Here is a 13437-nt window from a genome sequence, read left to right on the forward strand (position 1 = left end):
TGCCTCAGTAATAGCCGGGGCCGGCCCAGCCCAGCCCGCTCGTCGCGCAGTCCCGCACCTTGGTGACGGTCATCTCGCTCGAGGTTGCCGGGTCATATTCCTGCGCGGCCAATCGGCGGTCGCTGACCGCGGCGATGACGATGCCATCGCCCGCCGCGTTGAAGCCGACGCGCACGATCGTCTTGCCCGTCTCGCCACAGGCCTTGGCCTCCGTTGCGCTGTCGGCCGCAACGATGGTGACGCCCTCGAAACCCTCGCGGCGAATCTCGGTCAGCATCGCGGTACGCAGGGCCTCGGCAGCGGCCTCGTCGCGGGCAAAGACATCCCCGTCCTGGCTCGCCTGCGCGTAAGCGGCATTGTAGGCGGCCCAGACGATCACCTCGAGATCAAGGCCGGTGGGGAACGCCGGATCGAAATTGCTGACCGCTGTCGCGCTGAGCTCGACCGGCGGCAACGCCGGCGTTGCCGGGACCAGATCGCCTGATATGCCGGCTGCCTCGATCGCCGCTTTGGCGTCGGCTGCGCCCTTGGCCGCGGCGGCATATCCGCCGGCCATCAGCGCCTCGACGGTGATCGCGTGGCAGGCAAGGCCATCCATCGCAACCTGATAAACGGCCTGCGGCTCGGGATTTCCCGCGACATAGCCCGCATGGCAGACGCCATTCTGCTTGAGCGCGAAGGGGATAAGGCGCGGCGTCACCGCACCGGCTTCGAAACTGGCAAAGGGCGTCTGGAACTGCGGGAAGATCGCGATCTCGCCCTCGTTCACCTCCTCGCCGGTGAAGTCGGTGGAGATGAAGAAGAGCCCGGCATGGCCCAGCAGCGCCTCGCCATCGATCATGAACGGATTGAACACATCGGGTCCGACCGCATCCATGCCTGCGGCGTCGGCGAAATAGAGGATCGCCTCGCCAACCAGCGCAACCGGCGAACCGTCCGCCGGCGTGGTCACGTCCTGAGCCAGCGCCGGGCCAGAGCCCAGCCCGATCATCGCAAGGCTCAGCGCGATGCCGCTGATCCTGCCGGTAGACTTGCCTCTGCTCATCGACGGTCTCCTCGCCCTTGCCGACACGTCATCTTCTCATCTGGATGCGGGCGCGCGTCAATCGTCGACGCGCGCCTCCACCATCAATGGCTGCCAACGGGCACGGCACCTGCTTCGCCCTTGGGCCGCTTCACGAAGAAGGCGGCCGCAACCAGCAGCAACGAAATGAAGGCGCCGCAGAGGAACGCCGCATGGATGCCGCCCGCTTCCGCCACCACCGGGGCCACCCCGGCCGAGGTCAGCCGCGCTGTTTCGATGGTCATCAGCGAAACAAAGAGCGCGATGCCTGCCGCCCCCGCCACCTGCTGAAGCGTGCCGACCACGGCGCTGCCATGCGAATAGAGCCGCGACGGAAGCGCGGCGAGCCCGGAGGTGAAGAGCGGCGTGAACATCAGCGCCAGCCCGATGCTGAGCGCGATATGCATGGTCAGCAGCCATCCCATCGCACTGGTCTCGTTGAGCAGCGTCATGCTCCACAAGGCGCCCGAGGTGATGATTGCGCCGGGCACCAGCAGCGGGGTCGGCCCCAGCCGGTCGAAAGCCCGGCCCACGAACGGCGCCATCAGCCCCATCACCAGCCCGCCGGGCAGGAGCAGCAGGCCGCTCGTGATCGGGGTCAGCCCGAGCACGTTCTGCATGTAGAGCGGCAGGAGGATGATGGTGCCGAACAGCGCCATCATCGCCACGGCCAGCATCAGCACCGCCACGGTGAAGATCGGCGAGATGAAGGTGCGCAGATCCAGAAGCGCCCTGTCGGATTTCTGCAGCTGCAACTGGCGCAGCACGAACAGCACGATGATCACCGAACCGCCGACGATCGGCATCCAAACGGGCGGCCCCTCATGGCCCCCGACCGCCTCGCCGATCGCCGAGAGCCCGTAGACCAGCCCGCCGAAGCCCAGCGCCGAGAGCAGCACCGAGAGGAGGTCGAGCGGCGCATAGCGCGGCGTCGTGACGTTGACGATGCGCAGATGCCCCAGCACCAGCGCTCCGAGCGCGATCGGCAGCACCAGCCAGAACATCCAGCGCCAGTCGAGATAATTGAGGATGATGCCCGAAATCGTCGGGCCGAGCGCCGGGGCCACCGAAATGACGATGGAGATGTTCCCCATGGTCCGCCCGCGCGTCTCGGGCGGCACGAGGTTCATGACCGTCGTCATCAGCAGCGGCATCATGATGGCCGTACCGACCGCCTGGATAACCCGCCCGGCCACCAGCATCGGAAAGCCGGGGGCCAGCGCGCAGACGAGCGTGCCCACCGCAAAGCTCGACATGGCGACGAGAAAGACCGGCCTCGTATTGAGCCGTTGGAGCAGGAAGCCGGTGATCGGGATCACGACGGCCATAGTCAGGAGAAACGCCGTGGTCAGCCATTGCGCGAGGCTGGCCGAAATCGCCAGGTCCTCCATGAGCCGCGGCAGCGCCACGCCCATGATCGTCTCGTTGAGAATGACGACGAAGGCCGAGATCAGCAGCAGCCCGATGACGAGCCGGTTGCGGGCCGCCTCTTCGGCGGAGATCGGTGCATGCGCCAGGGGCTGCATGGGGGAAGCTTGCATTCTGGCGCCTCTCTGGTGCCGTTGAAAGCGGCCGGGCCCATGAAAAGGGTCCGGCTCGGCTGTCGGCACCGCCACCGGCTCTCCTCCCCAGGGCGCCGGCGTCGGTATCGGGCGCGAAGCCCTTACTGCAGGTCGGCGGCGACCTTGACGCTCAGCATCTTGTCGGGATCACGGACAGGCTCACCGCGCTTGATCAGGTCGACATTTTCCATGCCTTCGATGACCTTGCCCCACACGGTATACTGCTTGTCGAGGAACCGCGCGTCGCCAAAGCAGATGAAGAACTGCGAATTGGCGCTGTCGGGGCTCTGCGCCCGCGCCATCGAGGCCGTGCCCCGCACATGCGGCTCGGCGTTGAATTCCTGCTTGAGGTTCGGATACTTCGAACCGCCGGTGCCGCGGCCATCCGGGCAGCCGGTCTGGGCCATGAAGCCCTCGATCACGCGGTGGAAGACGATGCCGTCGTAAAAGCCTTCACGCGCCAGCTTCTTGATATGAGCGACGTGGTTGGGCGCGAGGTCGGGCCGCATGGCGATGACCACCTTGCCCTTGGTCGTTTCGATCACGAGCGTGTTTTCGGGGTCGGCATAGGTGCTCATGTGAGCCTCCTTATTGTTTTTAGTTTCGATATTCGATGCGGGCCGAGATCATGCGGTCGGGGTTGGCCACCATGCCGCTGGGCGGAGCGCCCTTCTCGAGCCCATCCACCAGTTCCATGCCCGAGACGACGGTGCCGAAAACAGTATAGGCGCCGTCCAGGTGCCGCGAGTCGGCGGTGACGATGAAGAACTGCGAATTGGCGCTGTTGGGGTCATTGGTGCGCGCCGCGCCCACCACGCCGCGCACGAAGGGCTCGGACGAGAACTCGGCCGGCAGGTCGGGCAGCTCTGAGCCACCGGCGCCGGTGCCGGTCGGGTCACCGGTCTGGGCCATGAAGTCGGCGATGACGCGGTGGAACACCACCCCGTCATAGAACCCCTGCCCGGCCAGCGTCACGATGCGCTCCACATGCTGGGGCGCCAGGTCGGGGCGCAGCGCGATGTCGATCGTGCCGCCCTCGACGGCGATCAGCAGATGCGGATTGCCCTGCTGGGCCTGCGCAAGTCCGGCACTGCCGAGCGCCATCATCGCGAAGGCGGAGACGAGCACGGCCCGGCGGCCGAAACGGGAAGCAAGGGACGTCATGATCTGTTGAGCGCCTTGAAAACGAGGGAAGGAACGAAGGCGGAGACATCGCCGCCCATCTCGGCGATCTGCCGGACGAGTGTGGCGGAGATATGCCGCACATGCGGGCTGGAGGGCACGAAGACGGTCTGGAGATCGGGCGCCATCTGCGCGTTCATCCCCACCATCTGCATCTCGTAATTGTAGTCGGTGGTGTCGCGCAGCCCGCGAATGATCAGCTTGGCCCCGTTTTGGCGCGCCGCATGCACCATGAGGCCGGAAAATTCGACGACGGTGATCTCGGTCTGGGTGCGCTTGGCCGTGGGCTCGAGGGTAGCGCGCAACAGCGCCATGCGATCCTCATGCGCAAACAGCCCGGCCTTGGCGTGGTGCGTGCCCACCGCCACGATCAGGGTGTCCACCAGCTTGCAGGCCCGCTCGATGACATCGAGATGCCCGTTGGTGACCGGATCGAACGAACCGGGATAAAAGCCGACCAGCCTGCTCATGCGTCTCCCCTTGCGCGCGGGGGGTTGTGTCACGTCATGCCGATCAAGGCAAGGCGGCCATGCTCTCACTGGCTTCGAGGGTCAGGCGCGTTTCTGCAGCGCCAGCCATACCCCGCCCAGCATGAGGATGAGCCCCGAGCCCCTGCTGATCAGCCGCACCCGCGCCGCGCTGAGCAGGCCGCGCGCCTGCCCGGCTATGACGGCATAGAGCGCATCGGTAGACCCGGCGATGGTCATGAAGATCAGCCCCAGCACCACCACCTGCCCAAAGGCCGGCCGGGATGGATCGACGAATTGCGGCAGGAACGCACCGAGAAAGATCAGCGCCTTGGGATTGGAGAGGATGACCAGAAAACCCTCCACCGCCAGCCGCACCCGCGACCGGCGATGATCGGCTTCGGCCCGCCCCAGATGTCCATCGCTGCGCAGCATGCGATAGCCCAGCCAGATGAGATAGGCCGCACCCACGAGCTTGATCCAGTCGAAGGCCCAGCCCATGAAAGCCACGAGCGCCTGCATGCCCAGGGCGACAACGGCCGTCATCACCAAAAAGCCCGCCTGCGTGCCCGCCACGATGGCGAGACCGGCACCGGTTCCACGCGACAGTGCATTGGCCACGATCACTGTCACCGTGGGGCCGGGCACGATGGCCAGTGCGAGGCAGGCAATGACATAAGGCACGAGAAGAGCAGGATCGATCATGGCAAGGCTCCGGACGCGCCCGGAACCATCCACGCCGCCGGATGAAAAGCAAGGGCTGCGATGGCCCCTGCTTTCGTCAGCGGCGATCCGTCCTCAGTGCCCCGCCTTGTAGAGCCGCATGGCCCAGCCGAAGAGCCCCACCGAGAACACTACCATCAGGATGCCGGCCAGAACCACGAGCACGAACGCGCTCATGAGCGGCGCGATGATCATCACGATGCCGAAGAGCACATACATCACCCCAGACAGCAGCACCGGCCAGATCTTGGCGTACATTTCGCGCTCGCGCAAAATGACCATGATCTCCATCACGCCCACGAAGATCGCCTGGAACGCCACGAGGTAGATGAAGAACCACACCGTCACGAGCGTGGCGAGAATCGGGCTCAGCAGCACCAGGAGGCCGGTGAGGATCGAGAGCACGTTGCGCACCACGTCGAACCAGAAATTCCCGGTCTTGGCGCCCCCGAAGGTGATCGACCATAGCCCGAAGACCCCGTCGACGAGGAAGATGATGCCGCCCGCCACTACGAGAATGGCGAGCGCAGGGCCCGGAAAGACGATGGCGTAAAGCCCCGCAAGGAGCATCACGAGGCCCCTCAGCCCCGTCAGTATGGATGGCAGTCTGCTTTTACCCGACTCAGCCATGATGGCCTCCACGATGTCTGCACATCGCCAAGCCTATCCCACCCATGCCGGCTGGCAATTGCGGCAGGTCAATTGCCGGCGCATGGCAGCCCCGCCGGCCCGGCGTTGGCCGGGATCAGCCCAGCGCCGCCTTCACCTGCCCCGAGACCTTGCCGAAATCCATGCGCCCCGGATATTTGCCGCGCAGAAGCGCGATCACCTTGCCCATGTCCTTCATGCCCTCGGCGCCGGTCTCGGCGATGGCATCACGGATGGCGGCTTCGGTTTCCTCGGCCGTCATGGCGCGCGGCAGGAACTCGGCGAGGATCGCGATCTCCTCGCGCTCGACGAGCGCCAGATCCTCGCGCCCGGCCTTTTCGTAGATCGAGAGGCTCTCCTCGCGCTGCTTGACCATCTTTTGCAGCATGGGCAGCAGATCGGCGTCCGAGAGCGCGTCCTTGCCCAGTCCCCTCGCCTCGATATCCTTGTCCTTGATCGCGGCGTTGACGGCGCGCAAAGTGGCGGTGCGGCGGGCGTCCCGGGCCTTCATGGCCTGCTTGTAGGCTTCGTTGATCGCGTCACGCATGGCAACTCTCCGCTTGTTCCGGTGTTTTCGCTATCCATATACGCACTATCGCTGGGGCGCCACTTGCGCTCCATCGGGCCTCCCCCTATGAGGAGCGCTCAACCGACAGCATCGATTTTGGAGGCCCGACCGTGACCGGCTGGCAGCAATCCCCCACGACCGCCCTTCTCATCCTTGCCGACGGAACGCGCCTCGAGGGACAGGGGCTGGGCGCCATCGGCCATGCGGCCGGCGAAGTGTGCTTCAACACCGCCATGACCGGCTACCAGGAGATTCTCACCGATCCCTCCTATGCCGGGCAGATCATCACCTTCACCTTTCCCCATATCGGCAATGTCGGGGCCAATGACGAGGATATCGAGACCGTCAACATGGCCTCGCTCTCGGGCGTGAGGGGCTGCGTGCTCCGCGCCGATATCACCAACCCCTCCAACTGGCGGGCGGTGGAAAAGCTCGACGCCTGGCTCAAGAAGCGCAACATCATCGGCATTGCCGGCATCGACACGCGCGCGCTGACCGCCCGCATCCGCGAAAACGGCATGCCCAATGGCGTCATCGCGCATTCGCCCGACGGCTATTTCGACGAGCCTTCGATTCTCGCCGAACTCAAGGCCTTCCCGGGCCTCGAGGGCCTCGATCTCGCCAAGGAAGTCACCACCGCACAGACCTATCACTGGGACCAGACCGGCTGGACCCGTGAAAACGGCTACGGCACGCTCGAGAACCCCGAATTCCACATCGTCGCCATCGATTATGGCGCCAAGCGCAACATCCTGCGCTGCCTTGCCGACCAGGGCGCGCGCGTCACCGTGGTGCCGGCAACCGCCACCCCGGCCGATGTCATGGCCCACAAGCCCGATGGCATTTTCCTCTCCAATGGCCCGGGCGATCCGGCCGCCACCGGCAAATATGCGGTGCCCACCATCCGCAAGCTCATGGATACCGGCAAGCCGATGTTCGGCATCTGCCTCGGCCACCAGCTGCTCGGTCTCGCCGTCGGCGGCAAGACCAGCAAGATGCATCAGGGCCATCACGGCGCCAATCATCCGGTCAAGGACCTGACCACCGGCAAGGTCGAGATCACCTCGATGAACCATGGCTTTGCCGTCGATGCCGACAGCCTGCCGGCCGGCGTGACCCAGACCCATGTGTCGCTGTTCGATGGCTCGAATGCCGGCCTGTCGGTCGATGGCAAGCCGATCTTCTCGGTGCAGTACCATCCCGAAGCCAGCCCCGGCCCGCGCGACAGCCACTATCTCTTCACCCGCTTCCTCAACCAGGTGCGCGTGCAGAAGGGCCTGCCGGCCAAGCCCGAGACGGTCAAGCTCGGCGAAGAATAACCGCCGACTGGAACACCGTCGAACTAAGAAAGGGCGCGATCAACCGCACCCTTTTGCTTTGTCAGAGACCGAGCTTGGCCACCAGCGCCTCGAACTCCTGCTGGTTGAGCTGCCCGCTGCCATCGGTATCGGCGGCTGTGAAGTCAGCCTCGCTGAGATCGGGAATGACCACCCGGCCCTCCCTGAGGCTGACGCTGCCGTCCTGGTCGGCATCGACTGATTCGAAATCGCCGATGCTCTGCGCGATTGCCGGCACCGTCAGTGCAACCACCGCCATCGCGGCCAGAATTGTCCTCATCGCTTTTCGCTCTCCCTTATGGTGTCGAAACGTGCGCGGTGCCGATGCTGGCATCGGCGGCCGGCCGGATGCCGGCTCAGGTTTCCTCCCCCGCGCGCCGCGATCAGTCTGCGGCGATTTTCGCTTGAGGACCAGTCTTCGGGCCTGCGACAATGTCGCATCGTCCGACAATCAGCGCCAGAGCGTCAGCAGCGCGCCGTCCGGCCCGGTCACCGGATCGCAGGTCGGCAGCGCGAGGCCTGCGATGCGCTTGTCGGCGGCGGGGCGGTCGGCGGGCAGCCCACGCATCACGTCCCAGTCCTCCTGCCCCAGCGGATAGGCTCCCACGAGCTTGAACCCGCCTGACGTTGCGACGCGGCGATGCGCCACCCCGGCGGGGATGACGATGATGTCGCCCCGCGCCACATGCACATACTGCCCCTTCGGCCCGCCCATCTGCAGCGTCGCTTCTCCGGCTATGACGCCGAGCGTCTCATGGGCAGTCGAATGATAGTGGTGGTAGTCGAAGACGCTGTCGCGCCACAGCGGCACCCAGTCATTGCTCCGGAAATGCGCCTCCATCGCTTCTGCCGTGGCCGAAAGAGCCGCGCTCGGCTCGCAATAGATCAGCACCGGGAACCGGCTGTTGGGAAAGCTGCCGTCATCGTCAAAACTCAGGACCTGCGGCGCGGCCTCAGACATTTGCGGCGAAGGTGTCGCACTGGCTGACATCGCCGGTCTGGAAGCCGCGCTGGAACCACGTCATGCGCTGCTGGCTCGTGCCGTGATTGAAGGTCTTGGGCACGGCATAGCCCTGCATGCGCTCCTGCAAGGTGTCATCGCCGATCTGGTCGGCGGCGTTGATCGCCTCCTCGATGTCGCCATTTTCCAGCAGGTTCTGCTGCCCGGCGTAATTGGCCCAGATGCCGGCATAGCAATCGGCCTGCAGCTCGATCCTCACCGACCAGCGATTGGCCTCTTCCTGCGACAGGCCCTGCCGGGCGCGATTGAACTCGGGCAAAATCCCGGTCACCTGCTGAACGTGATGACCGACCTCGTGCGCCAGCACATAGGCCTGCGCGAAATCGCCGGGTGCGCCGAACTGGCTGCGCAGCTCGTCATAGAACGACAGGTCGATATAGACCGACTGGTCGACCGGGCAATAGAACGGACCGGTGCGCGCATCGGCCACCCCGCATCCCGAATTGGTCTGGGCGGTGAACAGGATGACCTGGGGCGGGGTGTAGTCGAGATTGTTCTGCGCGAACACATCCTCCCACAACCGCTCGTTCTCGCGCACCACCACGCCGACGAAATCGGCAAGCTCATCCTCGCCGGCTTCGGGAAGCGGCCGACTCTGCGCCGAGCTGCCGGCCGGCGCCACGGCCCCGCCGCCACCGGTCAGCATGTCGAGCGGGTTCTGCCCGGTCGCAAACCAGATGATGCCGAGAATGACGATAATCCCGACAATCCCGCCGATGCCTCCGCCACCGGCCCGCCCGGTCGGGATGGGCAGGCGCATGCCCCCGCCATTGCGGCCGAAGGGGTTGCCGCCCATGCGGCCGAACCCGCCCATTCCCCCCGTGCCTCGACGGTCCTGGATGTTCGAGCTGCGCTCGCGTCCGCGCCACTTCATGGTGATCTCCCTCTGCTCGGCCCAAGACTAGCCTTTCGGCAATCGCTTGGGGAGCCATGCCCCGGTGCTGCCAAACTCGCTTGGGGCCGCCGAAGTTCCGGCCGAAACCGCCACGGCAAGAATTTGACCAGATGGTCGAAATATTCCTAGGATGCGGCGTCCGTCACGGCCGCGTCACCATGCCGGAACTAGAACCACGCATCGCACCCGCCTGCCGATCCGGCCGGCACCGGCGCTGCTCGCAGCGCAACCAAGGAGAACCCGATGAAACGTGACTATGTCCTGTCCCGACGTGCCTTCATCGCAGGCACCGCGAGCGCCGGAGCGGCCCTGACCATCCTGCACCCCTTCGCCGTTCAGGCGCAGGAAAACGAAGCGCATCTGCGTATCATGGAAACCACCGACCTGCATGTGGCGGTGTTCCCATACGACTACTATGCCGACGCTGCCAACGACACGCTGGGCCTTGCCCGCACCGCGGCGATCATCGAGCAAATCCGCGCAGAAGCCGGCAATTCCCTGCTGTTCGACAATGGCGACCTGATCCAGGGCAACCCGATGGGCGACTATATCGCCTACGAAAAGGGTCTCGCCGAAGGCACCGTGCACCCGATGATCGCGGCCATGAACACACTCGGCTATGACGCGGCGACGCTGGGCAATCACGAGTTCAACTATGGCCTCGACTACCTCGCGGCCGCAGTCGACGACGCCGATTTCCCCTTCGTTTCCGCCAACATCGTCGATGGCCCGGAACTCGGGGCCGACGCCACCACCGACAAGACCCTCTTTCCGCCCTATCGCATCATCGAAAAGCAGATCGTCGACGGCACCGGCGCGAGCCACCCGATCCGCATCGGCGTCATCGGCTTCGTGCCGCCCCAGATCCTTACCTGGGATGCCACTCACCTCACCGGCAAGGTCGCCGTCCGCGACATCGTCGAGACTGCACAGGCCTTTGTGCCCAGGATGCGCGAAGAGGGCGCCGATATCATCGTCGCCCTTTCCCACTCCGGCATCGTCGCGGGCCCGCATGTGCCGGGCATGGAAAACGCCTCGCTCCAGCTCGCCGCCGTCGAGGGCATCGATGTGGTGCTTACCGGCCACCACCACCTGGTTTTCCCCGGCCCCAACTATGCCGATATCGAGGGCGCCGACATCGCGGCGGGCACGCTCAACGGCAAGCCGGCCGTCATGCCCGGCTTCTGGGGCAGCCATATGGGGCTGATCGACCTGCTGCTGCGCCGCAGCGCCGATGGCACCTGGACCATCGCCTCGCACACCTCGGAAGCCCGGCCGATCTCCGAGCGTGTCGATGGCAAGGTGCGGGCCCTGGTCGAATCGGTCCCGACCGTCCTCGCCGCCGCCCAGACCGACCATGACGAGACCCTCGCCTATGTCCGCCGCGCCGTCGGCGAGACGGCCGCGCCGCTGCACTCCTATTTCGCGCTCGTCGCCGACGATCCGTCCGTGCAGATCGTCAACATCGCGCAGAAATGGTACATCGAGCAGATGATGAAGGGCACCGAATGGGAGGCCTTGCCGATCCTCTCCGCGGCTGCGCCCTTCAAGGCCGGTGGTCGCGGCGGCCCGGAATATTACACCGACGTGCCGGTGGGCCCCGTGGCGATCAAGAACGTCGCCGACCTCTATCTCTATCCCAACACCATCCATTCGGTGGTGATCACCGGGGCCGACGTCAAGAACTGGCTCGAACGCGCCGCCGGCATGTTCAACCAGGTCGAGCCCGGCGCAACCGACGCACCGCTGATCAACCCCGATTTCCCATCCTACAATTTCGACGTCATCGACGGGGTCACGTACCGCATCGACCTGAGCCAGCCCTCGCGCTACTCCTCGGATGGCAAGGAGGTGCTCAACCCCGATGCCAGCCGTATCGTCGACCTGATGTATGATGGCGCCCCCATTGATCCGGCACAGCGCTTCGTGGTGGCCACCAACAATTATCGCGCCGGCGGCGGCGGCGGCTTCCCCGGCATCAACAGCTCGGTGATCAACTTCATCGGGCCCGATACCAACCGCGACATCATCGTGCGCTACATCATCGAGAACGGCACGATCAACCCGGCCGCCGACAACAACTGGTCGCTGGCGCCCATGCCCGGCACCACGGTTCTGTTCGAGACCGGGCCAAAGGCGGCTGGGCTCGTCGCAGACGTCAAGGCGGTCAGGATTGAACCGACCGGCCAGACCAGCGACACCGGCTTCGGCATCTACCGCATCACGCTTTAAAAAAGGAAGGCGGCCCTCCGTGAGGAGGGCCGCCTCTTGCAATCGTCCGGATGGATTACTGCCCGTCCGGAACGACGTCCACGCTGACGGCGGGCACGTCGACATCGAGCGTGCCGCTTGCGCCGCCATTATTGTTGGCAAGGAAAATATATCCGATACCGATTGCCGCAAGAATTACCACAACGGCGAGAATGACTGCTGCTCCGCCGCCGCCACGCTCGACGATGACTGTTTCGCGCTCCGGGATTGCCATGTCCAAGCTCCTTTGATCTTCGGCCTGATAACGGCTGGCCCATCGGCCGGTTCCCCGACGCCACAAAATCTTGCTTTACGGCCGCGCCCCTGCCCGCTACCTGCCGATGCCGGTAATCCGGACGGAGCCGTTTCATGCTTATATTTCGCGATGCCGAAGCCGATGACCTGCCCTTTATCGTCGGGCTCTCGATCGCCTCGGCGGTCGGCAGCGCGCCGGACGCAGGCCAGGACTGGTCGGGGCCGGGCTATCGCGCCGCTCTTGCCGCCATCACCGCCGATCCCAACCAGCGGCTGGTGATCGTGGAGCGTGATGGCGCGCGCGTCGGCACGCTGCAACTGAGCTTCATTCCCGGCGTTCTGCGCGGCGGCATGTGGCGGCTTCTGCTCGAAAGCGTCCATGTCGTGCCCGAAGCGCGCTCGCAGGGCATCGGCGCCCGGATGATCGGCTGGGCGATGGACGAGGCGCGGGCTCGCGGCTGCGGCCTCGTGCAGCTCACCTCCAACAAGGCTAGGCTCGACGCGCACCGGTTTTACCGGCGTCTCGGCTTCGAGCAGAGCCATGAGGGGTTCAAGTTCTGGCTGTGAGCACCCGCAAGCCTTCCGCCCTGCCCACCCTGATCGGCTTTGGCGCCGTGCTGCTCTGGTCGCTGCTGGCGGTGATGACAGCGGCAAGCGGCAGCGTGCCGCCCTTCCAGCTCCTCGCCATGACCTTCGCCATCGGCAGCCTGGCGAGCATGGCGCTCTGGCCCTTTCGCCCCGGCGCCGCCAAGGCGCTCCGTCAGCCCGCGCTCGCCTGGATGGTCGGGGTGGGCGGGCTTTTCGGCTATCATTTCCTCTACTTCACGGCCTTGCGCAACGCGCCGCCCGTGGAGGCCGGGCTTCTGAACTATCTCTGGCCGATGCTCATAGTGCTGTTCTCGGCCCTGCTGCCGGGCGAAAGGCTGCGATGGCACCATGTGGCAGGAGCCGCGATCGCCCTTTGCGGCGCCGTCATCGTTGTTGCGAGCGGCAGCGACGGCCTCACCATCCGTGCCGAATATGCCCTGGGCTATGGCGCGGCCCTGCTCGCCGCCATCTTCTGGGCCGCCTATTCGGTGCTGTCGCGCAAGCTTGCCGATGTGCCCACCGATGCGGTCACCGGCTTCTGTCTCGTCACGGCACTCTTGTCGGCCGCCTGCCATCTTGCGCTTGAAACGACCGTCTGGCCGGCGAGCACACTCGAATGGCTGGCCGTGATCGGCCTCGGGCTCGGGCCCGTCGGCCTTGCCTTTTATGCTTGGGATATCGGGGTCAAGCGCGGCGACATCCAGGTGCTCGGCGCCGCCTCCTACGCGGCGCCGCTGCTTTCGACGCTGCTGCTCGTGGTCTTCGGCTATGCCAGCCTGACCCCCGCGATCCTAGTCGCCGGGCTGCTCATAACTCTCGGCGCTGTGCTGGCAGCGCGCGACATGCTGTTCACGCGCCGCCGCTGAAAGAGGACCAAC

At 65.4% G+C, this 13437-nt stretch carries 16 protein-coding genes; 4 read left to right on the plus strand and 12 right to left on the minus strand.

Annotated features, from left to right (window positions below; translation table 11 throughout):
• Positions 1–4 precede the first annotated feature (4 nt).
• From BT183_RS04715 to BT183_RS04750, 8 genes are all read right to left on the minus strand, one after another.
• A complete protein-coding gene (locus BT183_RS04715) occupies positions 5–1045 on the minus strand; it encodes a hypothetical protein (RefSeq protein WP_072339463.1) in 1041 nt (346 codons plus the stop codon).
• A gap of 83 nt (positions 1046–1128) precedes the next feature.
• Positions 1129–2604 carry an MDR family MFS transporter gene (locus tag BT183_RS04720; protein ID WP_072339465.1) on the minus strand — a complete coding sequence of 492 codons (1476 nt, stop codon included), beginning with the start codon at positions 2602–2604 and terminating at the stop codon, positions 1129–1131.
• 122 nt (positions 2605–2726) lie between these two features.
• Positions 2727–3203 carry a peptidylprolyl isomerase gene (locus BT183_RS04725; RefSeq protein WP_072339467.1) on the minus strand — a complete coding sequence of 159 codons (477 nt, stop codon included), beginning with the start codon at positions 3201–3203 and terminating at the stop codon, positions 2727–2729.
• A gap of 19 nt (positions 3204–3222) precedes the next feature.
• A complete protein-coding gene (locus tag BT183_RS04730; protein ID WP_072339469.1) occupies positions 3223–3789 on the minus strand; it encodes a peptidylprolyl isomerase in 567 nt (188 codons plus the stop codon).
• On the minus strand, positions 3786–4277 hold the full coding sequence (gene coaD / locus BT183_RS04735; protein WP_072339472.1) for a pantetheine-phosphate adenylyltransferase: 492 nt from the start codon (positions 4275–4277) through the stop codon (positions 3786–3788). Before coaD ends, BT183_RS04730 begins: the two co-directional genes overlap by 4 nt.
• 81 nt (positions 4278–4358) lie before the next feature.
• On the minus strand, positions 4359–4979 hold the full coding sequence (locus BT183_RS04740; RefSeq protein ID WP_072339474.1) for a LysE family translocator: 621 nt from the start codon (positions 4977–4979) through the stop codon (positions 4359–4361).
• 93 nt (positions 4980–5072) lie between these two features.
• Positions 5073–5627 (minus strand): HdeD family acid-resistance protein, encoded by a 555-nt coding sequence (locus BT183_RS04745; RefSeq protein WP_143145663.1) that lies wholly within the window; start codon positions 5625–5627, stop codon positions 5073–5075.
• Between the two features lie 115 nt (positions 5628–5742).
• The gene (locus BT183_RS04750) at positions 5743–6192 is read right to left on the minus strand and encodes a GatB/YqeY domain-containing protein (protein ID WP_072339478.1); all 450 of its coding nucleotides are present in this window, start codon (positions 6190–6192) and stop codon (positions 5743–5745) included.
• 131 nt (positions 6193–6323) lie between these two features.
• Here BT183_RS04750 and carA point away from each other — a divergent pair, with 131 nt between their 5' ends.
• Complete coding sequence (gene carA, locus BT183_RS04755) at positions 6324–7532, plus strand: glutamine-hydrolyzing carbamoyl-phosphate synthase small subunit (RefSeq protein ID WP_072339480.1); 1209 nt, start codon at positions 6324–6326, stop codon at positions 7530–7532.
• Between the two features lie 61 nt (positions 7533–7593).
• On the opposite strand, the gene BT183_RS20690 is transcribed toward carA, so the two are convergent.
• From BT183_RS20690 to ypfJ, 3 genes are all read right to left on the minus strand, one after another.
• Entirely contained in the window at positions 7594–7830 is a 237-nt protein-coding gene (locus BT183_RS20690; RefSeq protein ID WP_072339482.1) for an EF-hand domain-containing protein, read from the minus strand.
• 171 nt (positions 7831–8001) lie between these two features.
• On the minus strand, positions 8002–8511 hold the full coding sequence (locus BT183_RS04765; RefSeq protein ID WP_210185439.1) for a cupin domain-containing protein: 510 nt from the start codon (positions 8509–8511) through the stop codon (positions 8002–8004).
• Complete coding sequence (ypfJ, locus tag BT183_RS04770; protein ID WP_072339486.1) at positions 8504–9445, minus strand: KPN_02809 family neutral zinc metallopeptidase; 942 nt, start codon at positions 9443–9445, stop codon at positions 8504–8506. The genes BT183_RS04765 and ypfJ overlap by 8 nt, the downstream gene beginning before the upstream one ends.
• A gap of 264 nt (positions 9446–9709) precedes the next feature.
• Between ypfJ and BT183_RS04775 the strand changes: the two genes are divergently transcribed.
• On the plus strand, positions 9710–11698 hold the full coding sequence (locus BT183_RS04775) for a bifunctional 2',3'-cyclic-nucleotide 2'-phosphodiesterase/3'-nucleotidase (protein WP_072339488.1): 1989 nt from the start codon (positions 9710–9712) through the stop codon (positions 11696–11698).
• Between the two features lie 55 nt (positions 11699–11753).
• On the opposite strand, the gene BT183_RS04780 is transcribed toward BT183_RS04775, so the two are convergent.
• Entirely contained in the window at positions 11754–11951 is a 198-nt protein-coding gene (locus BT183_RS04780; RefSeq protein WP_072339490.1) for a hypothetical protein, read from the minus strand.
• 134 nt (positions 11952–12085) lie between these two features.
• Between BT183_RS04780 and BT183_RS04785 the strand changes: the two genes are divergently transcribed.
• Entirely contained in the window at positions 12086–12538 is a 453-nt protein-coding gene (locus tag BT183_RS04785; RefSeq protein ID WP_072339492.1) for a GNAT family N-acetyltransferase, read from the plus strand.
• Positions 12535–13425, plus strand: coding sequence for an aromatic amino acid exporter YddG (yddG, locus tag BT183_RS04790; protein WP_072339494.1), 891 nt, complete (start codon positions 12535–12537; stop codon positions 13423–13425). Before BT183_RS04785 ends, yddG begins: the two co-directional genes overlap by 4 nt.
• Positions 13426–13437 lie beyond the last annotated feature (12 nt).

The sequence above is a fragment of the Devosia enhydra genome (assembly GCF_900119845.1).
In the GTDB taxonomy this organism is placed as follows: Bacteria; Pseudomonadota; Alphaproteobacteria; order Rhizobiales; family Devosiaceae; genus FPKU01.

Excerpts from the sequence above, each read along its gene's own strand:
- BT183_RS04715 (WP_072339463.1), bottom strand. The coding sequence starts at position 1,045 with ATGAGCAGAGGCAAGTCTACCGGCAGGATCAGCGGCATCGCGCTGAGC.
- BT183_RS04720 (WP_072339465.1), bottom strand. The coding sequence starts at position 2,604 with ATGCAAGCTTCCCCCATGCAGCCCCTGGCGCATGCACCGATCTCCGCC.
- BT183_RS04725 (WP_072339467.1), bottom strand. The coding sequence starts at position 3,203 with ATGAGCACCTATGCCGACCCCGAAAACACGCTCGTGATCGAAACGACC.
- BT183_RS04730 (WP_072339469.1), bottom strand. The coding sequence starts at position 3,789 with ATGACGTCCCTTGCTTCCCGTTTCGGCCGCCGGGCCGTGCTCGTCTCC.
- coaD (WP_072339472.1), bottom strand. The coding sequence starts at position 4,277 with ATGAGCAGGCTGGTCGGCTTTTATCCCGGTTCGTTCGATCCGGTCACC.
- BT183_RS04740 (WP_072339474.1), bottom strand. The coding sequence starts at position 4,979 with ATGATCGATCCTGCTCTTCTCGTGCCTTATGTCATTGCCTGCCTCGCA.
- BT183_RS04745 (WP_143145663.1), bottom strand. The coding sequence starts at position 5,627 with ATGGCTGAGTCGGGTAAAAGCAGACTGCCATCCATACTGACGGGGCTG.
- BT183_RS04750 (WP_072339478.1), bottom strand. The coding sequence starts at position 6,192 with ATGCGTGACGCGATCAACGAAGCCTACAAGCAGGCCATGAAGGCCCGG.
- BT183_RS20690 (WP_072339482.1), bottom strand. The coding sequence starts at position 7,830 with ATGAGGACAATTCTGGCCGCGATGGCGGTGGTTGCACTGACGGTGCCG.
- BT183_RS04765 (WP_210185439.1), bottom strand. The coding sequence starts at position 8,511 with ATGTCTGAGGCCGCGCCGCAGGTCCTGAGTTTTGACGATGACGGCAGC.
- ypfJ (WP_072339486.1), bottom strand. The coding sequence starts at position 9,445 with ATGAAGTGGCGCGGACGCGAGCGCAGCTCGAACATCCAGGACCGTCGA.
- BT183_RS04775 (WP_072339488.1), top strand. The coding sequence starts at position 9,710 with ATGAAACGTGACTATGTCCTGTCCCGACGTGCCTTCATCGCAGGCACC.
- BT183_RS04780 (WP_072339490.1), bottom strand. The coding sequence starts at position 11,951 with ATGGCAATCCCGGAGCGCGAAACAGTCATCGTCGAGCGTGGCGGCGGC.
- BT183_RS04785 (WP_072339492.1), top strand. The coding sequence starts at position 12,086 with ATGCTTATATTTCGCGATGCCGAAGCCGATGACCTGCCCTTTATCGTC.